General features: G+C 68.6%; 24 protein-coding genes. 10 read left to right on the forward strand and 14 right to left on the reverse strand.

The genetic code is table 11. The features are described from left to right. Positions 1–5: 5 nt before the first annotated feature. Complete coding sequence (locus AB0M24_RS17790; RefSeq protein WP_363768119.1) at positions 6–422, forward strand: hypothetical protein; 417 nt, start codon at positions 6–8, stop codon at positions 420–422. A gap of 3 nt (positions 423–425) precedes the next feature. On the opposite strand, the gene AB0M24_RS17795 is transcribed toward AB0M24_RS17790, so the two are convergent. Genes AB0M24_RS17795 through AB0M24_RS17805 form a run of 3 tightly spaced genes read right to left on the reverse strand, consistent with a single transcriptional unit; the run spans position 426 to position 2,048 of the window. Further along, positions 426–863, reverse strand: coding sequence for a hypothetical protein (locus AB0M24_RS17795; protein ID WP_363768122.1), 438 nt, complete (start codon positions 861–863; stop codon positions 426–428). Next, positions 860–1,225, reverse strand: coding sequence for a hypothetical protein (locus AB0M24_RS17800; protein WP_363768125.1), 366 nt, complete (start codon positions 1,223–1,225; stop codon positions 860–862). Before AB0M24_RS17800 ends, AB0M24_RS17795 begins: the two co-directional genes overlap by 4 nt. Before the next feature lie 40 nt (positions 1,226–1,265). Next, positions 1,266–2,048, reverse strand: a complete 783-nt coding sequence (locus AB0M24_RS17805; RefSeq protein ID WP_363768128.1) for a Tat pathway signal sequence domain protein — start codon at positions 2,046–2,048, stop codon at positions 1,266–1,268. A gap of 166 nt (positions 2,049–2,214) precedes the next feature. Here AB0M24_RS17805 and AB0M24_RS17810 point away from each other — a divergent pair, with 166 nt between their 5' ends. After that, entirely contained in the window at positions 2,215–3,246 is a 1,032-nt protein-coding gene (locus AB0M24_RS17810; RefSeq protein ID WP_363768131.1) for an NAD(P)/FAD-dependent oxidoreductase, read from the forward strand. On the opposite strand, the gene AB0M24_RS17815 is transcribed toward AB0M24_RS17810, so the two are convergent. From AB0M24_RS17815 to AB0M24_RS17845, 7 genes are all read right to left on the reverse strand, one after another. Further along, on the reverse strand, positions 3,239–3,745 hold the full coding sequence (locus tag AB0M24_RS17815; protein ID WP_363768134.1) for an SRPBCC domain-containing protein: 507 nt from the start codon (positions 3,743–3,745) through the stop codon (positions 3,239–3,241). The genes AB0M24_RS17810 and AB0M24_RS17815 overlap by 8 nt on opposite strands. Positions 3,746–3,818: 73 nt before the next feature. Beyond that, the gene (locus AB0M24_RS17820; protein ID WP_363768137.1) at positions 3,819–4,892 is read right to left on the reverse strand and encodes a S1 family peptidase; all 1,074 of its coding nucleotides are present in this window, start codon (positions 4,890–4,892) and stop codon (positions 3,819–3,821) included. Positions 4,893–4,900: 8 nt separating this feature from the next. Then, complete coding sequence (locus AB0M24_RS17825; RefSeq protein WP_363768140.1) at positions 4,901–7,603, reverse strand: AbfB domain-containing protein; 2,703 nt, start codon at positions 7,601–7,603, stop codon at positions 4,901–4,903. 7 nt (positions 7,604–7,610) lie between these two features. Continuing rightward, the gene (locus AB0M24_RS17830; RefSeq protein ID WP_363768143.1) at positions 7,611–8,561 is read right to left on the reverse strand and encodes an ABC transporter permease; all 951 of its coding nucleotides are present in this window, start codon (positions 8,559–8,561) and stop codon (positions 7,611–7,613) included. Continuing rightward, positions 8,558–9,490 (reverse strand): ABC transporter permease, encoded by a 933-nt coding sequence (locus tag AB0M24_RS17835; RefSeq protein WP_363768146.1) that lies wholly within the window; start codon positions 9,488–9,490, stop codon positions 8,558–8,560. Before AB0M24_RS17835 ends, AB0M24_RS17830 begins: the two co-directional genes overlap by 4 nt. After that, on the reverse strand, positions 9,471–10,961 hold the full coding sequence (locus AB0M24_RS17840; protein WP_363768149.1) for a sugar ABC transporter ATP-binding protein: 1,491 nt from the start codon (positions 10,959–10,961) through the stop codon (positions 9,471–9,473). Before AB0M24_RS17840 ends, AB0M24_RS17835 begins: the two co-directional genes overlap by 20 nt. Then, positions 10,951–11,988 carry an ABC transporter substrate-binding protein gene (locus AB0M24_RS17845; RefSeq protein WP_363768152.1) on the reverse strand — a complete coding sequence of 346 codons (1,038 nt, stop codon included), beginning with the start codon at positions 11,986–11,988 and terminating at the stop codon, positions 10,951–10,953. The genes AB0M24_RS17840 and AB0M24_RS17845 overlap by 11 nt, the downstream gene beginning before the upstream one ends. 118 nt (positions 11,989–12,106) lie before the next feature. On the opposite strand from AB0M24_RS17845, the gene AB0M24_RS17850 reads away from it, so the two are divergent. Both AB0M24_RS17850 and AB0M24_RS17855 read left to right on the forward strand, forming a co-directional pair. Further along, a complete protein-coding gene (locus tag AB0M24_RS17850; protein ID WP_363768155.1) occupies positions 12,107–13,099 on the forward strand; it encodes a LacI family DNA-binding transcriptional regulator in 993 nt (330 codons plus the stop codon). Continuing rightward, positions 13,096–13,641: a hypothetical protein gene (locus AB0M24_RS17855; protein WP_363768158.1), complete on the forward strand. Its 546-nt coding sequence runs from the start codon at positions 13,096–13,098 to the stop codon at positions 13,639–13,641. Before AB0M24_RS17850 ends, AB0M24_RS17855 begins: the two co-directional genes overlap by 4 nt. On the opposite strand, the gene AB0M24_RS17860 is transcribed toward AB0M24_RS17855, so the two are convergent. Then, positions 13,596–14,285 (reverse strand): DUF998 domain-containing protein, encoded by a 690-nt coding sequence (locus AB0M24_RS17860; protein ID WP_363768161.1) that lies wholly within the window; start codon positions 14,283–14,285, stop codon positions 13,596–13,598. The genes AB0M24_RS17855 and AB0M24_RS17860 overlap by 46 nt on opposite strands. Positions 14,286–14,410: 125 nt before the next feature. Here AB0M24_RS17860 and AB0M24_RS17865 point away from each other — a divergent pair, with 125 nt between their 5' ends. Genes AB0M24_RS17865 through AB0M24_RS17880 form a run of 4 tightly spaced genes read left to right on the forward strand, consistent with a single transcriptional unit; the run spans position 14,411 to position 19,633 of the window. Then, the gene (locus AB0M24_RS17865) at positions 14,411–16,084 is read left to right on the forward strand and encodes a S8 family serine peptidase (protein ID WP_363768164.1); all 1,674 of its coding nucleotides are present in this window, start codon (positions 14,411–14,413) and stop codon (positions 16,082–16,084) included. Between the two features lie 26 nt (positions 16,085–16,110). Beyond that, on the forward strand, positions 16,111–16,704 hold the full coding sequence (locus AB0M24_RS17870) for a sigma-70 family RNA polymerase sigma factor (RefSeq protein ID WP_363768167.1): 594 nt from the start codon (positions 16,111–16,113) through the stop codon (positions 16,702–16,704). Next, complete coding sequence (locus tag AB0M24_RS17875) at positions 16,701–17,171, forward strand: hypothetical protein (protein ID WP_363768170.1); 471 nt, start codon at positions 16,701–16,703, stop codon at positions 17,169–17,171. Before AB0M24_RS17870 ends, AB0M24_RS17875 begins: the two co-directional genes overlap by 4 nt. After that, positions 17,171–19,633, forward strand: coding sequence for a CHAT domain-containing tetratricopeptide repeat protein (locus tag AB0M24_RS17880; RefSeq protein WP_363768294.1), 2,463 nt, complete (start codon positions 17,171–17,173; stop codon positions 19,631–19,633). The genes AB0M24_RS17875 and AB0M24_RS17880 overlap by 1 nt, the downstream gene beginning before the upstream one ends. Here AB0M24_RS17880 and AB0M24_RS17885 read toward each other — a convergent pair. From AB0M24_RS17885 to AB0M24_RS17895, 3 genes are all read right to left on the reverse strand, one after another. Continuing rightward, positions 19,630–20,358, reverse strand: a complete 729-nt coding sequence (locus tag AB0M24_RS17885; protein ID WP_363768172.1) for a polyprenol monophosphomannose synthase — start codon at positions 20,356–20,358, stop codon at positions 19,630–19,632. The two genes, AB0M24_RS17880 and AB0M24_RS17885, sit on opposite strands and share 4 nt — an antisense overlap. A gap of 2 nt (positions 20,359–20,360) precedes the next feature. Beyond that, positions 20,361–21,113, reverse strand: a complete 753-nt coding sequence (uppS, locus tag AB0M24_RS17890) for a polyprenyl diphosphate synthase (RefSeq protein ID WP_363768297.1) — start codon at positions 21,111–21,113, stop codon at positions 20,361–20,363. 123 nt (positions 21,114–21,236) lie between these two features. Then, positions 21,237–23,495, reverse strand: coding sequence for a tetratricopeptide repeat protein (locus AB0M24_RS17895; RefSeq protein WP_363768175.1), 2,259 nt, complete (start codon positions 23,493–23,495; stop codon positions 21,237–21,239). Between the two features lie 131 nt (positions 23,496–23,626). Here AB0M24_RS17895 and AB0M24_RS17900 point away from each other — a divergent pair, with 131 nt between their 5' ends. Together AB0M24_RS17900 and AB0M24_RS17905 are read left to right on the forward strand one after the other, a co-directional pair. Beyond that, positions 23,627–24,280: a sensor domain-containing protein gene (locus AB0M24_RS17900; RefSeq protein ID WP_363768177.1), complete on the forward strand. Its 654-nt coding sequence runs from the start codon at positions 23,627–23,629 to the stop codon at positions 24,278–24,280. A 2-nt stretch (positions 24,281–24,282) separates the two neighbouring features. After that, positions 24,283–26,046, forward strand: coding sequence for a DNA/RNA non-specific endonuclease (locus AB0M24_RS17905; RefSeq protein WP_363768180.1), 1,764 nt, complete (start codon positions 24,283–24,285; stop codon positions 26,044–26,046). Positions 26,047–26,057 lie beyond the last annotated feature (11 nt).

Below are 26,057 nucleotides of genomic sequence, written 5' to 3' on the forward strand. Positions count from 1 at the left end.
GCACCATGCGCAAGATCCTGGCCGCGGCAGCGGGCGTCGCGGCAGCGGCCACGTTGCTCACCGGCACCGCCCAGGCCGAGTCCAACCAGTACTGCGACCGGCTCACGCAGATCGGCTCCACGGCCTACGTGAAGAACTACGAGACGACCGTGGCGTCGGTGAAGCAGTACAAGGGCTGCGGCAAGAACTTCTCCTACATCTACGTGTGGGACCAGTGGATCGCGAGCCACGGCAGGGACTTCACCCTCCGCACGCACATCTCCATCCGCCCGAACAACTCGCGCGGCTACACGACCGGTGCGCGCGGGCAGCGCGAGCTGTGGGGCAGTCCGGCGGACACGCTCGACGTGTGCACCCGCGCGCACGGCGAGGTCGACGGCAGCAGCTACTTCCTGTTCGCCAAGACCGACGAGCGCTGCTAAGACTCAGCAGAACTCCGCGAGTCCGTCGGTCACCCTGACCATCACGACGGTGCGCCCGGCCGGACTGTGCCGGTCGGGCCCGTACTCGGGCAGCCGCTTCTTGTGAACGCGCACACTCGTGTCCTCGCCGCGGACGTGTTGAGCGCACTCGCACCGGTGGTTCAACGGTGTCGGGCACGCGAAAGCCGTGCGCAGCCGGTCGACGTCCGCGGTGACGATGATCGCGGACCACACCATGACGTCGTCCTCTTCGCCGAACACCACGAAGTCGTCGTAGTCGAACGTGCGCAGTTCGCCGACGTCGCAGGCCGCGCAGAACAGGACCCGCGAGTAGTAGTGCTGCCGTTCCGACGGCCCGCGCTCGCAGAGGCCGATGACGACTTCCTGTTCACCGCTGCAGATCAGGCAGTTGTCCGACGGCACCCGCCACCACTTCGTCACCGGCGCATGCTAATCAACAACGCCAGCCCGGCGGACAGAGCGATCAACCCCGACACCACGAGCTGGTTGAGCCAAACGGCCCAAATGCTGTCGTCCGCACCGCGCAACGCGACGATCAGCAGCCACAGCGCCAAAGCGATCGTGACCGGTTGCGCCAGCGGCACGTCGAGCGGGGCCATCGCCCGCACCATGCCGAGCAGCATGACGACGACGGCCAGTCCCATCGACCACCAGTAGGGCCGGAAAGCGTGCAGGGACGCGCTGAAGTGCAGGACCGGTGGCGCGGCGATCAGCCACACGCCGGCCAGGAAGGCGGCGACACCGGCCCTGCTCTCGAACGTCCGTGCGTGCAGATCCCCCACGCGAGTAATTCTCACCTCTGGCGGACCTGGAGGGAACACCTCATTCGTCTCGGTATGCCTTCATGTTCCGCAGCAGCAGATAGGTGTCCTGCAGCTGCGCGGAGTCGTTTATGGACCGGTAGATGCCCCACTTCGGATGTGCCTGGTCACCGCCCAGCCACATGTCGATGCCGGACCTCGTCGCGTTGACCACTGTGGTCGGACCGTCCTTCAGCGAGAACCGCGCCCTGCCACCGGATCCGTCCGCGACCTTGACCTCGATCTCGACGTCGATCCACTTGTTGCGCAGGGGTGCGAGCGGCGTGCTGCCGAGCTTCGCCTGTCCCGCACCGAAGAGCCGCAGCTCGATGGACTCCGCGGAGCCGGAGCGGAACAGCGACACCGTGATCACGGGTGACGCGACCGCGGTGTGCTTGATCTGGAAGATGTGCGAGAAGCTGGTGGTGCCCTTCAACGACGTGGGCATGAACATCTGGTAGTTGAAGCGCCAGGTCTCGCCCTTCTTCATGTCCTGCCGGCTGCCGCTCTTCTGGATCGCGCGCACCTCGTTGCGCTGCCGGTCGGAACCGTCCCGATCGGACTTGTGCATCACGAACCGGTACTGGTCGCTCTCGGCGAAGATGTGCGTGGCCGACGGGTGTGAGTTCGAGCGGTCGTCCTCGATGCCGACGAACGCCTTCAGCCCGTCGACGCCGGGGTTCGGGCCCCACTTCTCCTTGAACGCGGTCGCTCCGACGTCTGCGGACGCGACACCCGCGGCCAGTGGCGTCGCCGCGACGGCTAGTGCCCCTCGCAGTGCCGTACGGCGGTTGAACAACTCCATCAGGGTTCCTCCTCGAACCAGAAGTTCGAGGCGGCGGTGCCCACCACGATCTGCGACAGACCTCCGATGTGTCAAGGGCTCACATTTGTGGAGGAGTCGTGCAGGTTCGGTGAAGGTGTTGCCGGGAAACGGAAATCCGCAGCCGACCGAACCTACGGTCAGCGGCATGGACACCGTGGACGTGCTCGTCGTGGGCGCCGGGCTGGCCGGGCTCAACACCGCCCGCCTGCTCGCCGAAGCGGGCCTCGACGTGGCGGTTTGTGAGCGCAGGACCAGCCTGGAGAGCGGTATCCGCACGACCGGGATCTTCGTCCGGCGCACGCTCACCGACTACGACCTGCCGCACCTCGGCCCGGCGGTGCGGCGCGTGCTGCTCTACCCGCCGTCGCATCGGGATCCGGTCGAGTTGGAGAGCGCTCTCGACGAGTTCCGCGTCGGTGACATGGCGGGCATCTACACCCAGGCGGTCAGGGACGCCGAACGAGCCGGTGCCCAGGTCCACCTCAACGCGAGCTATCCGATGAAGTCGACCAAGGCCCGCTTCACGATCGGCGCGGACGGCGCCCGGTCCACCGTCGCCAAGCAGCTCGGCCTCGACGTCAACCGGCGCCTGATCACCGGGATCGAGGAGGTCTACCCGATCGAGAGCGGCTCGACGCCGACGTTCCACTGCGTTGTCGATCCGCGGCTGGCGCCCGGCTATATCGCGTGGGTCATCGACGACGGCGAGCACGCCCACGTGGGCCTGGCAGGACGCGCCGACCGGTTCACCGCGCCACTCCCCCAGCTGCTGCAACGGTTCCGCGACAGCTTCCCCACGCCAACTCCAACCGGTCCGGTCAAACGCCGTGGCGGACCGATCCCGGTCGGCGGGCTGCTGCGCAGGATCGTGTCACCGGACGGGCTGCTGGTCGGCGACGCAGCGGGCGCGGTCTCGCCGCTCACCGCGGGCGGCCTCGACCCGTGCCTGCGGATGTCGGAGCTCGCCGCGTCGGTGACGTTCGACTACCTGCGCAGCGGCAACAAGTACGTGCTGGAGCACTACGACGCCGCCGCCCTGCGCCGCCGTTACCTCGTCCGCTCGACGATGCGCCGCGGATTGTCGCTGGTCCGCAGGCCGGGCCTGGCCGAGCTGGCGTTCTCAGGGCTGCGCACGCCAGTCGGGAGGGCCGTCGCCAAGCGGATCCTGTTCACCTAGTTTCGGCAACGCGCTTCAACGCCTCGTTCTCGGCCTGCATGCCGTCGCGCATCGCCTTGCCCATGAAGTGGTCGGCTCCACCGGACAGGATGCCGTCGATCAGCAGTTCGTTGGACAGCAGCACGGTCCCGTCAGGCTGCGTTGTGAGCGTTCGACAACGCTGGCCGTAGACGAACCACGCGTTCCAGCCCGCGTCCTTCCAGCAGAACCGCTGACCGGGCACGCCGTTCAACACCGTGTGCTTCGCGGCCATCTTGGTCGTGCCGAGGAGGACGTCGACCTTCACCTCGTCGCCCGGCGAGGTGCCACCGACCGCCTTGGTCACCCACGGGTTCCAGCTCGCGTAGCCCGGGAAGTCGGTGAGCAGCCCGTAGATGCGCTCCTGAGGCGCGGAGATGACGGTGTCGACGCGGTAGACCACCGAGTGCTCGCCGGGTTCCCGAGGATCCAGCGGAGCGCCGCTCACCAGCATCGCGAGCACCAGACCTGCTGCCAGCACGTGATCACCTCGAAAGAGCCGGGACGCAGACGTGAAGAAAATACGCGTCTGCGTCCCGGCTGGGATCGGCCGATCAGGCGGTCAGCAGCGTCAGCCCGTAAACACGCAGAATCTCGTTAACGGGCTGGAACCACGTGCGACCACCACTGGAGCAGTTGCCGTAGCCACCGGACGTCACGCCCTGGGCCTGGTCACCGGTGATGAACGAGCCACCGGAGTCGCCGCCCTCGGCACACACCGACGTGCCGACCATCTCGTAGACCGCACCCTGCTGGTAGTTCACGGTCTCGTTGCGACCCTGGACCACGCCGCAGTGCCAGTGCGTCGTCGAGCCGGAGCGGCACACCGAGGTGCCGGGCGGGGCCTCCCACGAGCCGCGCACCAGGGCGTCGCTCACCTGGCCCCAGCCGAGCACGACCGGCACGTTCCACCAGCCACCGCCGGTGCGGACCCAGCCGTAGTCGTTGGTGGGGAACGAAGAGCCGACGAACTCGCCCTGCCAGGAGCGGTCCCAGCCGTAGACGTTCCAGGCGCCGACGTTGCAGTGACCGGCGGTGACGTAGCCGCCGTGCACGGAGAAGCCGATCGAGCACCGGACGTTGCCCGTGTAGAACGGGTCGCCGCCGACGGTGCCCGCCGCGAAGGTCTGCGGCTTCTGAACACCCTCGGTGTTGACGACGACGTCCTTGGGCAGACCGGTGAGGTCGGCACCCGGCAGTGCGTCGACCACGACGGCACCGCGCTGGACGTCGACCCGCCACCCGGCGACGTCCTTGGACACCGATCCGGCCTTCGACAGTCTGTCGATGCCCGTCTTCACGGCGTTCAGCGAGGCGAAGGTCTTGGTGCGCAAAACGGGCTCAGCACCCTGCGCGCGAACAGCGTCGACCTTCGCCGGGTCGGTCACCGCGACCTTGAGCTTGCCGTCGGCGAACCAGCTGCCGCCGAACGCGTCGGCAGCGGCCTCCTGAGCGGCCGGCGCGATCTTCAGCGCCACCTTCTCCTGACGGATCCTGGTCAGCGCCTGCGCGGTGCTGATCCCGAAGTCGCGGCTCATGGCGTCGACCACGTCAGCCGACGCCACGGCAGCAGGGATGGTGATCGTGCTCAGCACGATCGCGGACACGGAAACTACTCGTAGCAGCATGTTTTCTCCTACGGTGCCCAGGGCGAGCTCACGGCCCAGCTCACGTCCTGGTTGTACGAGGCAGGGTTGTCGTACGTGTGTGCGCCGCCGTTCGAGGCGACCCAGACCTCCTCCTGGTAGTGCCGGATGTTGGTGCCGAGCTCGTTCACCGACTCCAGCCGCACGCCGCCCTCGCCCGGCTGGGCGCAGAACGTGGCGTCACGGCGGAACAGGTCGGTGTTGTCGTTGGCGCTCAGGCGGACGCGGAAGTCCGCGTGCCGCAGGTAGTTGTTCGGGAAGTTGCGGGACTCGAGCGAGTAGCAGGTCGAGTCGGCGAGCCCGCGCCTGATCACGAACGTCGAGTCGGCCTTCAGCAGGCCGTCGCTCGTGCTCGTGACGACGTCGGTGCGCGCCAGGCTGTTCTGGTGCCGCAGGTAGCGATCCGTGAAGCCCGGTGTGGTGACCCTGAAACTCCGGGACTGGTCCACTGGAAGGTCCGCACCGCTGCGCCACAACGCGATCCCGATCGCCCACGTGGTGTCCGCGGCGAACGACGTCGGCGTGTCCCAAGGGTTCGGGCCACCGCTGCGCGCCAGGTACACGGTCGCGTTGAAGTGCCTGATGAACGAACCACGCACGTTGTACGACTCCAACGCGGTGCCACCACTGCCATCTCGCGCGCAGAACGTGGCGTCTGCCGCGGCCGGGTTCGCCGCGATGCCAATCCGGGAGTTCGCGTGGCGCAGGAACTGTCCTGGGAAGTTCCGCGACTCGAACGACAGGCACGACGCGTCCGCGAGACCTGGCCGGGGGAAGAACGTCGCGTCCAGGCGGTCGAGGTCGGAGCCGGGCACGTCGGTGCGAGCCAGGCCGTTCTGGTGGCGCAGGTAGCGGTCGGTGTAGCCGGAGGTGGTGACGCGCAACGACACCAGGTCGTCCGGACCGACCGCGGTGCCGTTCGCGACGGCCAGCACCTCCTGGTTGATCGCGCGCACCCGCGACTCGGTCATCTTCAGCACGCGGCGGTCGTAGGTGTAGAAGCCGTTGACCTCGTTCTCGACGTCGTACGGTTCGGTGTAGACGGACGCGGACAGCCCGCGCGTGTGGATCAGTCGCGCGACCTGTTTGACGATCTCCTCGTACCGCTTGGTCAGCGACTGCTCGTCCGGGTACAGGGCGCCGTAGGCGAAACCGTTGCCAGGCTCGTACTCGTGACCCACGACTCGGCGTCCCAAGCCACCGAACTCGCCGAGCATCGCAACCCTGTTGTCCGGCAGGCGATTGCCTGTCGTGATCTGGTAGGCGTGGTCGTCGATCACGTCGCCGTTGCCCGGATCGGGATCGGAGACACAGCAGTTGGAGCCCGAGTTGTGGTTGATCAGGCGCGTGTTGTCGATGGACCGGACCAGGTTCACGATCCGGCCCGCGTCGTACTCACCCCAGCCCTCGTTGAACGGCACCCACTGCACGATCGACGTGATGCCCTTGAGCTGGTTGACCATCCGGGTGAGCTCGGACTCGTAGTTGGCGTGCGAGTTGGGCACCTCGTCGACCGCGTCCACGGCGGGCATGTCCTGCCAGACCATCAGCCCGAGCCGGTCCGCGTGGTAGAACCAGCGCGCCGGTTCGACCTTGATGTGCTTGCGGACCATGTTGAACCCCAAGGCCTTCTGGCGTTCGAGGTCCCAGCGCAGCGCCTCGTCGGTGGGCGCGGTGTAGATGCCGTCCGGCCAGTAGCCCTGATCGAGCGTGCCCTGCTGGAAGACGAACTTCCCGTTCAGCAACGGCCGCATGACACCGCCGACCATCGCCTTGCCGAGCGAGCGCATGCCGAAGTAGCCGGTCACGACGTCACCGCTCGCCAGGGTCACGCGCAGGTCGTAGAGGAACGGGTCGTCCGGCGACCACAGCCGGGCGTTCGGCACGGGGACTCGGAGCGAAGTTCCGGTCGTGCCGGTCTGCCTGCCGACGACCTGTCCGCCGCTCAGCACCTCAGCTGTGACCTGCCCCGCGGACCCCTGGACGGTCAGGTCGAGCGCTGACGCCCCGACGTTCGGAGTGGTGTCGAGGCGGGTGATGTTCGCGGCCCGCACCGGTTCCAGCCACACCGTCTGCCAGATGCCGGACGCGGCGGTGTAGAAGATTCCGCTCGGGTTCCTGCGCTGCTTGCCGATCGGATAGCGGCTGCCGTCGACCGGGCTGCTGACGCCCACGACGATCTCGTTGGCGCCGGTGGTCAGCGCCGACGTGATGTCGAACGAGAACGCGTCGAAGCCGCCGGTGTGGGTGCCGACCTGCCTGCCGTTGACCCAGACCCGTGTTTCCCAGGTGACGGCGCCGAAGTTGAGCTTGACCTGCCGTCCGTTCCAAGAGGACGGAACGGTGAAGGTGCGGCGGTAGAACATGTTGTCCTCGTGCCGTTTGATGCCCGACAGCGCGGACTCGATCGGGTACGGCACGAGGACGCCTTCGGCCAGTGGCCTGCCGATCGGCGGGTTGGTCAGGTTCGGTGCCCCGGCGAACTCCCAGACCCCGTTGAGGTTCTGCCACTCGGTGCGGACGAGCTGCGGGCGCGGGTATTCGGGCAGGGCGTTGGTAGGCGACACCTGGGCGGTCCAAGGCGTCGTGAGCGGAGGGGCTTTGGGCACCCACTCCACCGCGTGCGCTGCGGGAACGACAGTTGTTGCTGTGATCAGGATTCCGACCAACACGCTCAGGATGCGTCTGGCCATGATGCTCCTATCTGCGCAGTATTCGTTGCAGGACAACGACGATGAGCAGGAACACCCCGCTCACCACTGACTGGTAGTTGCTGTCGAGCGTGCCGATCTGGTTGATCACGTTCTGGATGACCTTGATCAGGCCGACGCCGATCACCGTGCCGAGGACAGTGCCCATGCCACCGGTCAGCAACGTGCCGCCGATGACGACGACCGCGATGGCGTCGAGCTCGGTGCCCACGCCGATCACCGTCACGCCGGACTGCAGGTAGGCGGCGGTCAGGGCGCCGGCGAGACCCGCCAGCGTGCCGCTCATCGTGTAGACGGCGATCTTGGTCTTGGCGACGGGAACGCCGAGCAGGACGGCGGACTGCTCGGCGCCTCCGGTCGCGAACACGTTCTGGCCGAACGTGGTCCGGTTCAGGATCAGGCCACCCAGGACCGCGAGCGCGGCCGCGATGAAGACCGGGTAGCCGAACCCCGCGACCGTGCCGCGGCCGAGCTCGACGAACGCGCTGTCGGGTGCGATCTGGTAGGTGTTGGCGCCTTCGTCGGTGATGGCGAGCAGGAGTCCGCGGGCGAACAGCAGCGATGCCAGCGTGACGATGAACGGCGCCATGTTCGTGCGGGCGATCAGCAGGCCGTTGACCAGCCCGATCACGCCGCAGACCAGCAACGGCAGGGCCAGCGCCACCAGGAACCCGTACTGCGAGCCCCAGGCCGCCAGCACGCCGCCGAGGGCGTAGAGGGAGCCGACGGACAGGTCGATGCCGCCGGTGATGATCACGAACGTCATGCCGATCGCGATCACCGCGAGGAACGAGCCCTGCAGGGCCAGGTCGCGCACGTTGTCGAGGCTGCCGAAGCGCGGGAACACCAGCCAGGACACCGCGACCATCAGGACGAGAGCGACGGCGGCGCCCTGTCGTTGCAGGACCTTGGTTCTGGTGGCTGCGGTCAAGGTGGTCATCGGCGCTCCCGTGCCACGTACACGGCGGCGACGATGATCGCGGCCTGGATCATCTGCGCGATCGAGTCGGGCAGGTTGTGCTTGATCAGCGTGGCCCGGACGAGCTGCATCAGGACGACTCCCATGACCGTGCCGAGAACGCGCACCTTGCCGCCGGTGAGCGGGGTGCCGCCGACGACCACCGCGGTGATCGCGGACAGCTCCATCAGCAGACCCATGTCGGCGGGGTCGCTGGCAGCCAGCCTGGACGTCGCCAGCACGCCGGAGATCGCCGCGAGCACGCCGCAGATCGTGTAGACGCCGATCAGCACGCGGTTGACCGGCAGACCGGCGAGCGTCGCTGCCCTGCGGTTGCCGCCGATCGCGACGAGCTGCCGTCCGAACGTCGTGCGGTTGGTGATCGCGGCGACCACCAACGCCAGCAGACCCGCGATGAGCACGCTGATCGGGATTCCGAGCAGATCGTCGGTGCCGAGCGCCAGGAACGCCGGGTCGTGCAGCTGCACCAGCTGACCGTCCGCGATGACCAGCGCCAGGCCTCTGCCGCCCACCAGCAACGCGAGTGTGGCCACGATGGGCTGGATGCCCACCTTCGCGACGAGGAAGCCGTTGAAGGCTCCTGACAACAAGCCGACTGCGAGCGCCATCAGGATCGCCATGAACGGTCCCGCGCCGAGGTAGAGCGGGATGATCGCGGCGGCCAAAGCCATGACAGCGCCGACGGACAGGTCGACGCCTTCGGTGCCGATCACCAGGGCCATGCCCAGCGCGACGATCAGGACGGGCGCCGCCTGGACGAGCTGGGTGCGGAAGTTGCCGACCGTCAGGAAGTTGGCCGTGAACAAGGCGTTGAACAGCAGCAGCGCCACAACGGCGACGTAGACACCGTTGTCCTGGAGCCAGCGCGTTCTAGTGGTTGTCAGCGTCATCCATCACCTCCGCCGCGATGGCCTTGAGCACGTGGTCGCGGGTGAGCTGGGCTCCCTCCAGCTCCCCCGCCACCTCCCCGTCCCGCAGCACGATCAACCGGTCAGCGCCGTCGAGCAGCTCGTCGAGCTCGGAGCTGATCAGCAGCACCGCCAGGCCTTCCCGGGCGAGCTCGTCGATCAACGCCTGCACCTCCGCTTTGGCGCCGACGTCGATGCCGCGCGTGGGTTCGTCGAGCAGGAGGATCCTGGGTTCGGTGCACAGCCAGCGGGCGAGGAGCACCTTCTGCTGGTTGCCGCCGGACAGTTCGGCGACCTTCTGCTCCAGGCTGGACACCTTGATGCGCAAGCGTTTGATGAAGGTGTCGACGATCCGGTCCTGTTTGGACCTGCTGGTGATGCCGAACCGGCTGAGCCTCGGCAGCGCGGCCAGCACGATGTTCTCGCGCACGGAGAGGTTCGGGATGATCCCCTCGGTCTTGCGGTCCTCGGCGAGCATGCTGATGCCCGCCTTGGTGGCCGCTTTCACGGTGCGCGGCACGGGTTTGCCCGCGACGAGCACCGTGCCGTGGTCGAGCGGGAGCGCGCCGATGATCGCTTTCGCGGTCTCGGTGCGTCCTGATCCGAGCAGTCCGGCGAGTCCCACGACCTCACCGGGCCTGATCGACACGCTGACGCCGTTGATGCGCGGTTTGCTGGTCAGGTCCAGCGCTTCGAGCACCGGCTGGGCGTCGGCGTGATGATCCTCGCCGAACGCCGTGGTGCCGTGCTTCTGGATCTCACCGACACTGCGCCCCAGCATCAACGAGACCAGCTCGATGCGCGGAAGTTCTTTGAGAGGCCCGCTGTGCACGCTAACACCGTCCCGCAGGACCGTGACGGTGTCGCAGATCCGGTAGAGCTCGTCCATCCGGTGGCTGACGTAGATGATCGCGATTCCCTGTTCGTGCAGTGTGCGGACGACTTCGAGCAGCGTCTCGACCTCGCGCGGCTCCAGCGACGACGTGGGTTCGTCCATGATCACGACGTCCGCGTCCGCCTCGACCGCCCTGGCGAGCGCGACCATCTGCTGCTCGCCGACCGCGAGCGTCCCGAGTGGACTGCTCACGTCCGCCGTGATGCCATAGCCGCGCAACAGTTCGGTGGCTTCGGCGTCACGGCGAGCGCGGTCGATCAGGCCGAGCCGGGTGCGCGGTTCCCTGCCCAGGAACAGGTTCGCGGCCACGCTCATCAGCGGGACGAGGTTGACCTCCTGGTAGATCGTGGAGATCCGGCCGTTGCGCGCGATCCGGCCGGTGTCCGGGGTGTGGATACCGGTCAGCACCTTGATCAGCGTCGACTTGCCGGCGCCGTTCTCGCCGACCAGCGCGTGGATCTCCCCGCGCCGCAGCGTGAAGTCCACGTCGTCGAGCGCCTTGACGCCGGCGAAGGTCTTGGTCACCCCCGCGACCTCGATCACCGAATCAGTAGGCATTGCCGAGCTTCTGCTGGGCGTTGGTGGAGTCGTACTCGTCGTCCGAGATCACGATGTTCTGCGGGATCTCGTCGCCCTTGCCGAACTTCTCCAGCGTCTCGAACGCGAGCGGCCCGAACCGCGGGTTGGACTCGACCACCGCGGTGTAGCTGCCGTCCGCGACGAGCTGCACGGCGGTGCGGGTGCCGTCGATCGAGACGATCTTGATGTCCTTGCCGGGCGTCTTGCCCGCGGCTTTGAGAGCGGTGACGGCGCCGACGCCCATCTCGTCGTTCTCGGCGTAGACGGCGGTGATGTCGGGGTTGCTCTGGATCAGCTGTTCCATTACCGCCTGCCCCTTGGACCTGTCGAACTCGCCGGTCTGCTCAGCCACCACGCTCAGGCCGCTGCCGGCGATCCCGTCCTTGAAGCCCTTGGTGCGGTCGACCGTGACGTTGTTGCCCGACGCGCCGAGCAGGATCGCGACCTTGCCGCTGCCGCCGGTCGCCTTGATCATCTGCTGCGCGGCGCGTTTGCCCTGTTCGACGAAGTCGGAGCCGATGAACGTCAGGTAGTCCGTGCAGGGCTGTGAGGTCACCTTGCGGTCGATCGTCACGACCGGGACCTGCTTGGCCTTGGCCGCGTCGAACGCGGGCTGCAGGCCGTCCGAGTTGAGCGGCGCCACGATGAGCAGCTTCGCGCCCCGGTCCAGCAACGACTTGATGTCGCTGATCTGCTTGTTGAGGTCGCTCTGCGCGTTGGTGACGAGCAGGTCAGCGCCCTTTTTGGCCGCCTCGTCCCTGATCGACTGCGTCTCGGCGGTGCGGAACGGGTTCGCTTCCTTCTCCGACTGGCTGAACCCGACGATCGCGCCCTTGACGTCGACCTGCGGATACCCGGTCTTGGACCGCGGGCAACCGGGCCCTGCGCTCTGGTTCTGCGCGGCACTCGCGGCGGGCCCACCGCTGGTCGTGGTCTGTTGGCTCTCTCTGCTGGTGCAGCCGGTGACGAGCAGGGCGGCAACGGCGATGAGCAGGATGCGAGACATCGTTGGCTCCTACCGGACTGTGCGTGGTCGCGCTCTCACCGGCTACATTTGCATCGTTGTTCCAACGATGTAAAGACCGAGACTTCCCGGTACTTTTCCCGGTACTTTTCAGGAGGCTGTGTTGGCCACGCTCAAGGACGTCGCCCGGCTGGCGGGCGTCTCGGTGAAGACCGTGTCGAACGTGGTCAACGGCTACTCGTTCGTGAAACCCGACAACCGCGCGCGGGTCGAGGCCGCCCTGGAGGCCACCGGTTACCGCCCCAACCTCGGCGCCCGCAACCTGCGCCGCGGCCGGACGGGCTTCATCGCCCTGGTCCTCCCCGAGCTCTCGATCCCCTACTTCGCCGAGCTGGCCGGCCTCGTGATCGCGGCCGCCCAGGAGCACGAGTGGAACGTGCTCATCGAGCAGACCTTCGGCACCCTCGCGGGCGAACGCTCGGCTCTGGCCTCGCTCGGCCCGCATCTCGTCGACGCCGCGATCCTGAGCCCGGAGGCGCTGGAGGTCGAGGACTTCCAGCTCTCCGTGCCCGCGGTGATGCTGGGCGAGCACGCCGTCGACGTCCCCATCTCCCGCGTCGGCATCGACAACGTGGCGGCCGCGACCTTCGCCGTGCGGCACCTGATCTCGTTGGGACGCAAGCGAATCGCCGCGATCGGCGCGCACCCGCAACGTGGCACGGCTGCGCTGCGCCTGGAGGGCTACCGGGCGGCGTTGACCGAGGCCGGGTTGCCGTTCGACCCCTCACTGGTCGTGCCCGCGTTGAACTACCACCGCGCGGATGGTGCCGCCGCGATGAAGTCCTTGCTGGACATGAAGAACCCACCCGACGCGGTGTTCTGCTTCAACGACCTCCTGGCCGTCGGCGCGATGCGGACGGCGGCGGAACGTTTCGTGCGCGTGCCCACCGACCTGGCCGTCGTGGGGTTCGACAACAACGACGAGAGCGCCTACAGCTCGCCGTCCCTGACTTCCGTCGCACCTGACAAAGCCGCCATTGCCCGCGCTGCTGTGGACCTGTTGCAGGAGCGCGCCGGTTCGCCCGACATCGAGCTGGACGACGTGCAGACGCCGTTCTCGTTGCAGGTCAGGGAAAGCACGGTGACCCGGTGAAGTTCGGGCCGGACCACATCGTCTTCACGTCGTACGAGTTCCCGTGGGCGAGCGTGTACCCGCACGGAGTCCTGCGCGCCGAGGACATCCGCGACGCCTACGTCGAGGCCGGACCGCTGGAGATCCGCACCCGGTCCGGTGAGACGTTGTTCGTGGCGATCGACGACAAGGCAGGCCTGGCCGAGTTCTGCGAGCGGCATTCCATTCCGCTGGTCCGGCGCCTGGACGTGTGGAGCAACCTGCTCGACCCGTTCCTGGACACGGAGTTCAGCCCCGCGGAGGAAGCGGCGACCGACGCCCGGCTGCGGGGCGTCGGTCTGTCCCAGGAGTCGATCGACTCCATCCGGGACCGCGTCGGGCCGCTGATGCGGTCCTACAACTTCGACAGCATGTTGTGGGAGTGGGCCGATCTCGGCCTGTTCGACTTCCTGAAAGCCTTGAACGGCACGCTGGTCGACCCCGCTCTGCCGGCCACGCTGGGTGATCCGGCAGAGGTCTACCGCTGGGCCATGGAGATCGCGGACTCTCCGGAGCGGTCCTGAGTCGCCTTTCTGGCGAACACCGGCACGATCGAGTCGACCGTCGTGAACCACGAGACGCCGAACGCGACGACGCCGGCGGTCTCGAACCAGAAGACCAGTGTCGTGTCCGCCTGCACGTCCTTGCCCGAGTTCATGATCACGAACAGGCAGCCGACGACCGACAGCAGGATGCATCCGGCGCAAACCCGGTGCAGAACCTTCTGCCCGAACGTGGGTTTGTAGTGGTCCCTGTCCTTCGCGAAGAGCAACGACAGCACCGCGAGCAGCACGAAGAACCCGCCCGCGCAGATCAGGTGGACCATCGCGCCGACCGAACGCGCGCCCTCCGGGGTGCCGGTGGCCGCGGTCGGGATCAGGCTCACCACGATGGCGAGCACCCCGGCGACGGTCGCCAGGACGTTGTCCAGCCGCCCGAGCCGATAAGCGATCAGGAACACCCCGAACGCCCACAGGCTGCCGACGAACCAGTCACGCAGATCGGTGTAGTAGTACGCGCTGATCGACGGTTCGAGCTTGCCGGTCAGGAACCATCCGACGCCCCCGAGCACGATCGGGAGAGCCACCCCGATGGCGCCGACGAGCCTGCGCAGTGTGTTGTAGGAGATGACGATGCCCTTGTAGGGCGTGAACCAGTAGTCCGCCATGGCGAACCCCCTTGCACAACGTGGTGCTCCGGTATCGGCTCCCACTGGCGCAGGGTTAGCACGCCATTCGGGTGAATCGGACGCGGCCGCGTACTTCGGCGCACGCCGCACGCCACTGCACGGGCATGACGAATGCGGAGAACCTCCAGATCAGGCTGCTGAGCCGGGCGGAGGCCGAAAGGCTGAGCGCGTCCTGGACGAGCGACAGCTCCTACGGCATCACCGCCCTGCCGGAGTCCGTGCTCGCGCGGCACGGCGCCAGAATCCTCGACCCCATGGCCTCGGTGCAGGTCAGCGACTTCAAACCGGTCGCGTCGACGGTGTACCGGACCAACGAGCTGTTGATCCGTGCCGACGACCACGCGCTGAAAGACGCCGCGCTCAAGAGCATGCTGCCCGTGTTGCAGGAGGGGCTCGGACTCGTCATCGACGAGCACCAGGACAACCCCGACGCCCCGCTCGTGAGCCGCGGCGTCCTGAGACCGGACCCGCACCCGACCGCGGACAGACCGACCAGCCTGCCCGACGCGTGGCGCGCGCTGCAGACCTGGCGCTCCACCGCGTTGCAGACGGCCAACGGCCAGGTGACGGCGGCACTCCACCAGGTTTCGCTGAACTACCTGATGATCGGTGCCGCGATGGGCGGAATCGGTGGCGCCTCCGACATCCTGCGCGGGGTTCCCGGCGCGATCGGTGGCAACCCCGGCCCGGACGACGAGCTCGGCTACTGGCGCCGGCCGGTCGCGATCAAGCTGCCCCAACCCGAGCGCGCGGTGCCTCCCGCCGGCCGGCGCCCGGTGATCGCGGTACTGGACACGGGGCTCGCCGAGAACAAGTGGTTGTCCGTGGCACGCAACGACGACGGTCTCTTCAGGCCGTTGGGGGACAACGCGTTCCTCGCCGCCGACCAGGATCTGCAGGTAGGCATGCCCATTCCGCTGTCGGCTGGAATCCAGTCGTCCTACTGGGAGGGTTCGTTCACCGTCGAACCGCTCACCGGGTACCTGAGCAGCCACACCGGCCACGCCACGTTCGTCATCGGCGTGATCCGGCAGACCGAGCCACGGGCCGACGTGCTGTCCGTGCGGGTCATGTACAACGACGGGATCGTCTACGCCCACGTGCTCATCGACGCGCTCAAGCGGCTGCTCGACCGGGTCGTCGAGGCGCAGGACGGCGGCCACCCGGAGCGCATGGTCGACGTGATCTCGTTGTCACTGGGCGGTTATCGCGAGGCGGGAGCGGCCGGTGCCGAGTACGACCAGCTGACCAAGGTGGTCGACGCGCTGCGGGCACGTGGCGTGATCATCGTCGCCGCCGCGGGCAACTACGCGAGCAGCAGGCCGTTCTTCCCCGCGGCGCTCGCCGACCGCGACGACGACGGGCTGCCGCGCGTGATCAGCGTCGGTGCCCGCAATCCCAACGGCACCAAGGCTTTCTTCAGCAACGACGGCCCCTGGGTGCGGTGCTGGGCGCCAGGTGCGGGCATCGTCAGCACCTACCCGGAGAACGTCAACGGCAGCCGCCGGGCCCTGTTCGAGGTGGGCGACCCGCGCAGCGACGATCCACTCGCGATCCGGCAGTCGCTCGAGTCCGACGACTACCGCTACGGCTATGCCGAGTGGAGTGGAACGTCCTTCGCCGCGCCGATGGTCGCGGCCAGGCTCGCTACCCGGTTGATGGAACTGGACGGCGAGGCGATGCAACACGTCGGTGTGACGCCGGAGGAATTCGGAAGAACTCAGGTGGGCAAGGAAGCTACGCTTTCCCGTGCAAGGGCGGCGGTGGACAGACTCTGAACGGCTACCGCACGGGCAGGTGTGCCATGCAGGAAAGTGTTGCACCGAGACCGAGAACCACCGGGACGCGCGGAGAGCGGGTCACCGCGCTCTTCCTCGCGGTCCGGGAGGGCCGGCACGAGTGCCTCGACGCGCTGGTGGCGGACCTGACGCCGCTGCTGTGGCAGGTCGCCCGCGCCCAGGGCCTCGATCGGCAGAGCAGCCAGGACGTCGTGCAGAACACCTGGGTGCACTTCCTCGGCAACGTCGACAAGATCCGCGATCCCGCCGCGGTCGTGCCGTGGCTCGTCACCACGACCAAGCGCGGGGCCTGGCGGATGCGGCGCACCGAGCCGGTCCACGAACCACTCGACGGGCACGACGCGACCGACACCGCCGCGACACCGGAAGAGAGCGCGGTGCTGACCGATCGGCAACGTCGCCTGTGGGCGGCCGTGTCGCGGTTGCCGCGGCGGTGTCAGGATCTGCTGCGGGTGGTCGCGTTCGTGCACCGACCCGACTACGCGGCGGTCGCGGCGGCGCTGGGCATGGCCAGGGGCGGTGTGGGGCCGACCCGCGGCCGGTGCCTGGCGCAGCTGCGGGCGCAGCTCGAGGCTGATCCGGACGGGGGTTGGCGATGAACACCAATGGCCCGGCGGAGCCGTTGGACGGCAAGGACTTCCTGATTCTCGACGACGTGCGCGACGTGTACGGCGCGATCGATCCCATGCCATCGGGAATACTCGACGACATCCGGTTCGCGCTGGCGGTCGAGCACCTGGAGACCGAGGTCGCGCGGGCGGCCGAGGACCTGATCCCCGTGGTCACGCGGGGAGAGGACGAACAGCGGCTGCACACGTTCGAGTGCGCGGCCATGACGATCGTCGTGAGCGTGCGGCACAACGACAACGGCACCGCGCGTGTGGACGGTTGGCTCGAACCACCGCGCGCGCATCCCGTGGAACTGCGCACGCCGGAAGGTTCGATCACGACGTGGTCGGACGAGCGCGGGAGGTTCGCGCTGGACTCGGTGGCGCACGGCAGCGGTTATCTCACCGTGCGCCCCGCGGGTTCGAGAGCCGTCACCACCCCGACGATCGCGTTGTGATGGACCAGGCGACCGTCGACCGGGTGCTCCGGATGCGCGAGGCCGGTTCCGGCTTCACGAACAGCGGCCGGCCCGCCGCGGGTGTGCGCAAGCTGCGGGCCGCGCTGAAGATCCTGGGGTGGCCCGGCGACGGCTCGCCTTCCTGGCTCGTCGGGAGAGTCCTGATCAGCCTCGGGTTCGCGGAGGCTGAGCAGGGCGACACCGAGACGGGGCTGCGGTTGCTCGCGGAGGCCGAAGGGATGATCGCTCCCGAGCACCGCGGGATCCTTCTGCAGAACCGGGGTGTGGTGCTGCAACGGGCAGGTCGTCCCGATGAGGCGCTGCCGTTGTTCGACGCGGCCGTGCCGTTGCTGGAGGCGGCGCGCGACGACTTCACGTTGGCGACGGCGTTGCTGAACAGGGCGACCGTGAGCCTGGGCACGGGCAGGGTGCGGCCCGCGCGGTCCGACCTGCGGCGCTGCCGGGAGATCGCGGAGGCCAACCAGTACCACCTGATCATCGCCAAGGTCGACCACGACCTGGGCTACTGCCACCTGCTGTGCGGGGACATCCCGCTGGCGCTGCGCTCGCTCGACGCCGCGGCCGACCGCTATCGGGAGCACGGCCGCGACTACCTCCCGGTCGTGGTGATGGACAAGGCGCGGACGTTGCTCGCGGCGGGCCTCGCCGGTGAGGCGGAACGGGAGCTCGACGCCGCGTTCGAGCTGTTCCACCACGACAGGTTCAGCGTCGACTACGCGTGGGCCGAGCTGACTCGCGCACAGGCGGCGCTGGCCGTCGGAGATCTCCAGGCCGCTCTGCTGTGGTCACGGCGTGCGGCCCGGCGCTTCCGCAGGCACGGGGACGCCGCGTGGACCGCGCTCGCCGAGGTCACGTCTCTTCGTGCCTCGCTGGCGTGTTCGAAGAGGCCCGCCGCGATCGCTGCTCGTGCTGGCGCTTTGGCGGATCAGTTGCACCGCTTGGGTTTGCGTTACGACGGCGACACCGCGGAGCTGTTGTCGGTGCGCGCTTTGATAGCCGGGGGTCAGCTCGAGACGGCTCGTACGGCTGTGTCGTCGATCGCGCGTCCCGGTGCGGGCTCGCCGTTGGAGACGCGGCTGTTGCGCCGGCTCGTGCACGCCGAGCTGCACGGAGCTTCCGGCAGACGTTCCGCGGCACTGGCCTCACTGCGCAGCGGCCTCACCGCGCTCGACCGCCACCGCATGCGGTTCGGCAGCGTGGAACTCAGGGCGGGGGCGTCGTTGCTGGGTGCCGATCTCGCGCGCACAGGCCTCAGCCTGGCGCTGCAGCGGGGTTCCGCGCGACTGGTGTTCGACTGGTCGGAACGGTGCCGCGCCCAGGCGTTCCGGGCGCGTCCGGTGCGCCCGCCAGCCGACGAGGAGACCCGGTTGATGGTCGCCGAGCTGCGGCAGCTCCACCGCGTGCGTCAACACGGCCGGGTGGCGCAGTTGGAACGGCGGCTGCGCGAACGCGGCTGGCAGAACGAAAGCCAGGCGGAGAGCGCGCAGCTGGTGTCGCTGTCAGAAGTCCACTCGCAGCTGCCCGGCACGATGGTGTGCTTCGTCAGCCACTCCGACAGGTTGTTCGCGCTGGTGCTGCACGACGGCTCCGCTTCGGTCACCGAGCTGGGCGACGTCCGCGAGGTCACCGAGATCGTGCGTCGTTTGATCAGTGACCTCGACGCGCTGGCGAGCTGGAACCTGCCGCGGCACGTGCGGGCGACGATCAGGAAGTCCGCCGAGTGGCACCTGCGCGAACTGCAGAACCGTTTGCTCAGCCCGTTCCGCTCGTTGCTGAGCCCGCACGTCGTGATCGTGCCGAGCACCGGCCTGTCGGCCATTCCCTGGGGCCTGTTGCCTTTGTTGCAAGGCCGCGCGGTCTCGGTGGCGCCGTCCGCGTCGGTCTGGTCGGCCGCGCTGCGTTCCCAGCGGATGGGTGAGCGCGAACTGCTGGTCGCGGGCCCGTCCCTGCTCCGCGCCGACGCCGAGGTCGACTCGTTGGCCCGCATCTACCCGCACGGCAGGACGTTGACCGGCGCGTCGGCGACCGTCGACGCGACGTTGGCCGCGCTCGACGGCGCCGGCATCGCGCATCTGGCCGCCCACGGCCACCACGAGCCGGACAACGTGCTGTTCTCCCGCCTCGACCTCGCCGACGGCCCTCTGTTCGCCTACGACCTTCAGGACCTCTCGCACGCCCCCAGGCACGTGGTCCTGTCGGCCTGCGACGTCGGTCGAGCCCAGGTGCGCGCGGGCGACGAGATCCTCGGCCTCACCGCGGCCATGCTCTACGTCGGAACGTCCACAGTGGTCTCCAGCGTCGCCCGCGTGCCCGACGACGTCGTGGTGCCCGTGATGCAGGCCTACCACCGGGAGATCGTGGCCGGCACCTCCCCCGCCCAGGCGCTGGCGCTCGCCGCCGGGCAATCCCTGGTGCCGCTCGTCTGCTTCGGTGCGGGCTAGCGCACCCGGCTCGGCGTGGCCTTCTTGAACAACAACTTCCACGGCATGACAGCGGACTCCAACTGCACGGCGAGGCTCATCTTGGACGCGCCCTCAGCCCGTTCGTCGAACCGGATCGGCACCTCGGCGATGCGCATCCCGCCGCGCACCACCCGGTGGTTCATCTCGACCTGGAACGCGTACCCGTTGCTCTGCACCGACTCGACGTCGATCTGCCGGAGCGTGGTGGCGCGCCAGGCCTTGAATCCGGCGGTCGCGTCCTTGACCCGCAGCCGCAGGATCGCGTTGACGTAGACGTTCGCCCAGAGGGACAGCGCCTTGCGGTGCCACTTCCACTCGTCGGACACCGATCCCCCGGGCACGTAGCGGGAGCCGATGACCACGTCACCGGTGCGCAAGGCGTCGAGCATCGCGGGGATGGCGCCGGGCGGGTGGGAGAGGTCGGCGTCCATCTGGACGACCACGTCCGCGCCGTCGTCGAGGGCTTTCGTCATGCCCGCCACGTAGGCGCGGCCCAGGCCGTTCTTCTCGGTGCGGTGCAGCACGGACAGCGGGATCGGGCCGTCGAGGGCCAGCGCGTCCGCCACGCGACCCGTTCCGTCGGGCGACCCGTCGTCGACCACCAGGACGTGCAGGTCCGGCACGTCGAGTGCGGCCAGCAGGTCGACCAGCACGGGCAGGTTGTCGCGCTCGTTGTAGGTCGGCACCACTACGGTGACCTTCATCGTCATCCTCGTGTGTCGGAGTAGGAACGCAGCGCGCGCAGGAAGTCGAGATACCGGAATCCGGGCCAGTGGACGTCGCAGAAGTGCAGCTCCGCGAAGGCCGCCTGCCACAACAGGAAACCGGACAGGCGCACCTCGCCGCTGGTGCGGATCACCAGGTCGGGATCGGGTTGCCCGGCCGTGTACAGGTGTCTCGCGATGTCGTCCGGAGTGATGGTCGCCGCCAGTTCGTCCAGGCTCGGCCCGCTCTCCAGCAACGAGCGCACGGCGTCCACCAGTTCGAACCGGCCGTCGTAGCCCACGGCGATGGTCAGGTGGAACTCGGCGTCGCGGTCACGGGTGTCCTCCACGGCGAGCTTCAACGCGTGCCTCGTGCTGTCGGGCAACAGATCCACCCGGCCCGCGACGTGCGTCTGCCAGCGTGCGGACTCGACCGCCCGCGGCACCACGATGTGCTCGACGACCTCTTCCATCAGAAAGCGCATTTCGCTGGTGGCGCGCTTTTTCAGGTTGTCGGCGGACGCGAGGTACACCGTGAGGTGAGGAATTCCGATGTCCTCACACCAATCCATGAGGTTCTTCAGGTGCTCGCCGCCGCGCTGGTGCCCTGAGCTCGCGTTCTCCAAGCCCACCTGTCTGGCCCAGCGCCGATTGCCGTCCATGATCACGGCGATGTGCCGAGGCAGCGTCGCGTTCTCGAGTTTGGCGCGGAGGCGGCGAGCGTAAAGATCCTGCAGAGCCGCACGCATGATCATCACGAGGTCGAAGCTAACACCGTGATCGATTTCCTCCGGCGGAAACGGGAGAGTCCGCTGGAAACTTTCACAACCTCTCCACATATCGCGTCAGCGGGCTCCTCGCGGTGGACGCGCGCTGGGTCAGGTCCCAGTAGTACCGGAGAGGTCGGTGTCGAGGCGGTCGAGGGCGGCCCGCACGCGTTGGGCGTCGGTCGTCCGGTGCTGGGTCTGGTACATGGCCAGCGCTTCACTCCACACGGTCCACGCCCGGTCGCACTGCCCGAGAGCGGCGTAGGGGTGGCCGAGCCGTTCGAGGGTGTCGGCGGCCGTGTGGGTGTAACCGATGTCCTTGAACAGGGTGAGGGCCTGCTGGTAGTGCCCGACGGCCTCGTCGTGGCGGCCGGTCAGGTGAGCGATGTAACCGAGGCTGTCCAAGGTGTCCGCCTCACCGTCGCGCTCGTGGTGCTCGCGATACAGGGCGTGTGCGGCCTGGCAGTGTTCGCGGGCCGTCTCGTACTCGCCAAGGCAGGCGGACTGCCAGCCGATGCTGTTCAGGGCTTCGGCTTCCCACACCGGCTGCTCGAGTGCCCGGAAGATGTGCAGGGCTTGGATTCCGTGCTCACGAGCCCGTCGCACGTCGCCTCGCATCTCCCACACCCTCGCCAGCGTGACGTGGGCGCGGCCCAGCTCGGCCAGATCTCCCTCCTGTTCAGCGATACCAACCGCCTGGCCGAGGTTGCCGATCGCTTCCTCGTGGTGTCCCAGCGCGGCGCTGGCGTAACCGAGCAGCCGGTGGACGCGCATGAGAGGGCCGGGATCGGCCAGGCTCGTGGCGGCGTCCAGCGCCGCTCGCCACACCGCGAGCCGGTCGTGGACGAGACCCCGCCTGCTCTGGAACGTGTTCAGGCTCCACGCGAGCTGCCACACCGTGTCATGCCACCCTCGGGCGGTGGCGATGCGTTGTGCCGCAAGCAGGTTGGCGTGCTCGTCGTCGAACCACGTCAGCGCGGCGGCGGGGTCCGGCAGCGAGCGGGGACTCGTTCCGGGTGCCGGCTCGCCGAGTTCGACGACGTGCCGGTGAGGTTCGAGCAGGCGGTCGGCCGCGTGCGCGGTGTGCAGGTAGAAGTCGCTCAGGCGGCGCAGCGCGGCATCCCGGATCTCGGCGGAGAAGCTGGTGCGGGCTTGATCGGCGGCGAAGAGCTTCACCAGGTCGTGCATGCGATAGCGGCGCGGGGCGCACTGCTCGATCAACGACACCCGCTCCAGCGCCCGCGTTGTCGCGCTCACGTCGGCTTCCGCGACCAGGTTCGCGGCTGCGGCGAGGCTGATCTCCGCTCCTGGGGTGAGTCCGAGCAACGCGAACGTCTCGGCCTGGCTGGAATTCAGTGCGCCGTAGGTCCACGACAACGCCGCGTGCACGCTCGACGTGGGATCGCCCGCGTCCAGCGCGTCCAGCCGGGTGGAGACGTCGCGCAGCTCAGCGGCCAGCGTGGCCAGCAGAACATCGGCGCGGAGTTCGGCGCGGGCCGCGACCACGGCCAGTGCGAGCGGCAGACCCGCGCAGTAGCGCACCAGGTCGGCCGCGGCATCCGGTTCGGCGGCCAGCCGGTCGCGACCCAGGCGGGCTGCCAGCACGTCCCACGCCTCGTGCTCCTCGAGTTCGCCCAACGCCAGCGGCACCGCGCCGTGGGCGGTGACCAGACCTGCGAGCCGATCGCGACTGGTCACCAGCACGGTGCAGCCGCGGCCGCCGGGCAGCAGCGGAACCACCTGCGCGGCGTCGCGGGCGTTGTCCAGGACGATGAGCATCCGCTTGTCCGCCACCAAGGTTCGGTACAGCGCCGCTTGCGCGTCCTCGCCGGCCGGCGTGCCCGTCTTGACCAGTGCGTCCAGGAACCCCCGCACCGCGGTGGCCGGGCGCACCGGCATCCCACCGGGGTCGAAGCCGTGCAGATCGACGAACAACTGGCCGTCCGGAAACCTGTCCAGGTTGCGGTGAGCCCAGTGCAGGGCGGTCCACGTCTTGCCGATCCCGCCGCCTCCGCTGGCGGCCACCACCGCGGGCGTGGCGCCCACTGCCTTGTCCAGCGCGGCCAGCTCGTCGTGCCGTCCCACGAACTCCCCCGGCGGTGCCGGTAGCTGCCGGGGCACAGGAGCCGTCGCGTTCTCGCCGGCCGAGGTGCCGGCCGCGGCGGCGAGCAGACCGTCCCGTTCCTCCGCCGACAGCCGCAGGGCGTCGGCAAGCCGCCGCACCGTTGTCATGCTGCCGTTGAAGGGATCGCGGGTCTCGAACCTCCGGATCGTGCGCACGGAGACACCGGACTGCTCTTCCAACTGCTCCTGAGTCATCCCCGCGCGCAGTCGCAACTGCCGCAGCAACGCGCCGAATCCGCCCGTCACGTCAGTTTTCCCTCCCCGCAACGGACTCTATCGCGCACACCGGCCACACATGGCCGGTTCGCGGCCTGGGCTCGTGATCGACGCGGCCCCACCATCGGTGGCTCCGGTACGACATGACGAGGTGACGGTTCATGACGCGTCGATGGCTGATCGCGGTTGCTGTGGGCGGATATCTGCTTCTGGCCGGCGTCGGCGTCTGGTGGTGGTGGCCCTCGGATCGGCACGTGGCGCCGGGCACGGTTCAGGCGAGCGTCCTCACCGCCGATGAGGCCAGCACGGCGGTCGGCACGACGCTGGTGTCCGAGCAGAGCGCGAGCGAACCGCCACCGGCGCTGACCACCGATCCCGCCGGCTGCGCGGTAGCGGCCGGACCGGCGACCGATGAGGTGTACACGCGCGGCTGGACGACGTTCGGATCCGTGACCTACCAGGATTCAGAGGCCGTGTCCGACCACACGGTGATCCAGGTGCTCGGCGTGTATCCGGACGAGGAGCGCTCCCGCCAGGTGTTCGGCGATCTGGCCGACGGACTCAAGGGTTGCCGATCCGCTGTGCGGACCAGCGGCGATCAACGGGTGTCCGCGTGGACCTACTCGATCGACGCCGCGACGGCCGACGCGCTCGGCTGGACGGCCACCGAGAACACCGGCGACGGATGGGCGTGCTATCGGCAAGCACGGCTGAAGCGCACCGCCGTGCTCCAGGTGGGGGTCTGCCAGGCCGGTGACGGCAAGCAGGCAGCGACGGCGATCGCTGACCGGTTCGCCGCCAGGGTGGGCGGTTGATCATGATCCGCGCCACGTCCGCCGCGCTGGTTCTGGTGGTGGCGCTGGGTCTGGTGCCCCACCAGGCATCCGCCGCCCCAGTCCCTGTGCCCGCGGTGCCTTCACTCGACGCCGGCGAGCTCGGCGCGAACCAGCTGGGCAGGTTCCTGAAGGTCGTGCCCGGCCTGGCCGCGCGGATCGCGGTCGTGCGTGACCGGGTGGTCGCGCACGAGCAGCAACGGCAGGAGCTGCAAACCCGGATCCAGGACGAGAACAGCAAGATCGACGCGCACAACCAGCGGAAGACCGCGTGTGCTCGCCGGGCCGACGCGGTGAACACGAAACAGGACGCCCTCAACTCGAAGTTCCGCACCCTGAGCTCGAAGATCCGCGCACACAACGCCGAACCGCACGAGTTCGAGATACCGCGTCAGGCTGCGGCCGCCGCGGCCTACGACGCCGAGGCGGCCGAGCTCGGCGCCGAGCAGACCGCGCTCAACGCGGAAGAGGCACAGCTCGAGTCCGAGAGGTCGTGGATCTCCGCCGAGAAGTCCGCGGTCGACGACGAGGGCACGCGGCTGGAGTCGGGGAAGCGGGAACTGCGCTCGCGGATCAGCGCCTTCGACGACCAGCGCCGTCAGGTCGCGACCGAGACCCAGCGGCTGCTCCAGCAGGCGCTGGGCGAGGTGCAGGCCGCGGCCGACGCGCAGCGGCAAGGCGTTGCGCGGCACCAGGACGCGGGTGGCGATCTGGGCCGTCCGGTCAACCGTCCCTCCACCGACGGCGGAGATCCCGTCTCCAGGAAGCGCGACGGCACGGCGCTCGACGCCTATGCCGCGCAGAGGAACGTCCAGGTCGACAAGAGGCGAGCGACCGCGACGCTCACACCCGAGGCAGTGGCCCGGATTCCCCTCGACCTCGCCCTGCGGCTCGCCCCGCACCACGTCTACGACGGCCTGGTCGAGAAGCCGGGCGGAACCTATCGGGCGCTCCAGGTGGAGACCACCGCTCCCAGGCTGGACCAGTCGTTCGACGAGGCGATCCGGCGTGGCGGGCAGGCCACGGCGGTCGTCGACGGTGAGAAGGTCACCATCGACGAAGTCGAGGTCGTGCCCGCCCACGAAACTCCGGCACCTCGACCACCGTCGTCACCGGCTCTCTCGCCCGAGGCTCTGCGGCTCATCTCGGACCTGGCCGACTTCGCGGCGACGGGCAACCCGTGGGGACCGCCGCCGGGAGCGATCACGCAAAGACCCTGGCCGGACGAGGACGCCACCGCGAACAAGCCACGACCCCGGCCGGAACGCTGCACCACGAACTGGCAGGACTACGGAGACCTTCAGGGCTCGACGTGGAACGGCGTCATCGGCACCCGCGCCACCGGTGCGGAAGCGTGCGTGGCGAAGTCGAACCCGGCCGCCCGCCCGAATCGGCTGGACGTGGAGCCGATGGGGCTCGACACCGGTCGTGGCATGGCCCGCTGCCACCTGATCGGCCACAAGCTGAACGGTTCGAACACAGACCCGCGGAACTTCGTGCCGTGCTACCAGAACCCGACGAACAACTCGTGGATGTGGCACGGGTTCGAAAAGAAGATCACCGCCCAGGTCGACAACGGCAATCCGGTGTACATGGTCGTGCGGCCGATTTACGAGCAGGGCGATCCCGTGCCAGTCGGTCTGCTCGCCTTCGCGCTGGGCAACGACGGCTGGACCTGCCGCACCCACATTCCCAACGTCACGAGAGCACAGGCGGCGGCGGATGGCATCACCTTCGCGGGCTGCTGACGAGCGCGGCG

This window comes from Lentzea sp. NPDC051838 (assembly GCF_040681245.1).
GTDB lineage: Bacteria > Actinomycetota > Actinomycetes > Mycobacteriales > Pseudonocardiaceae > Lentzea.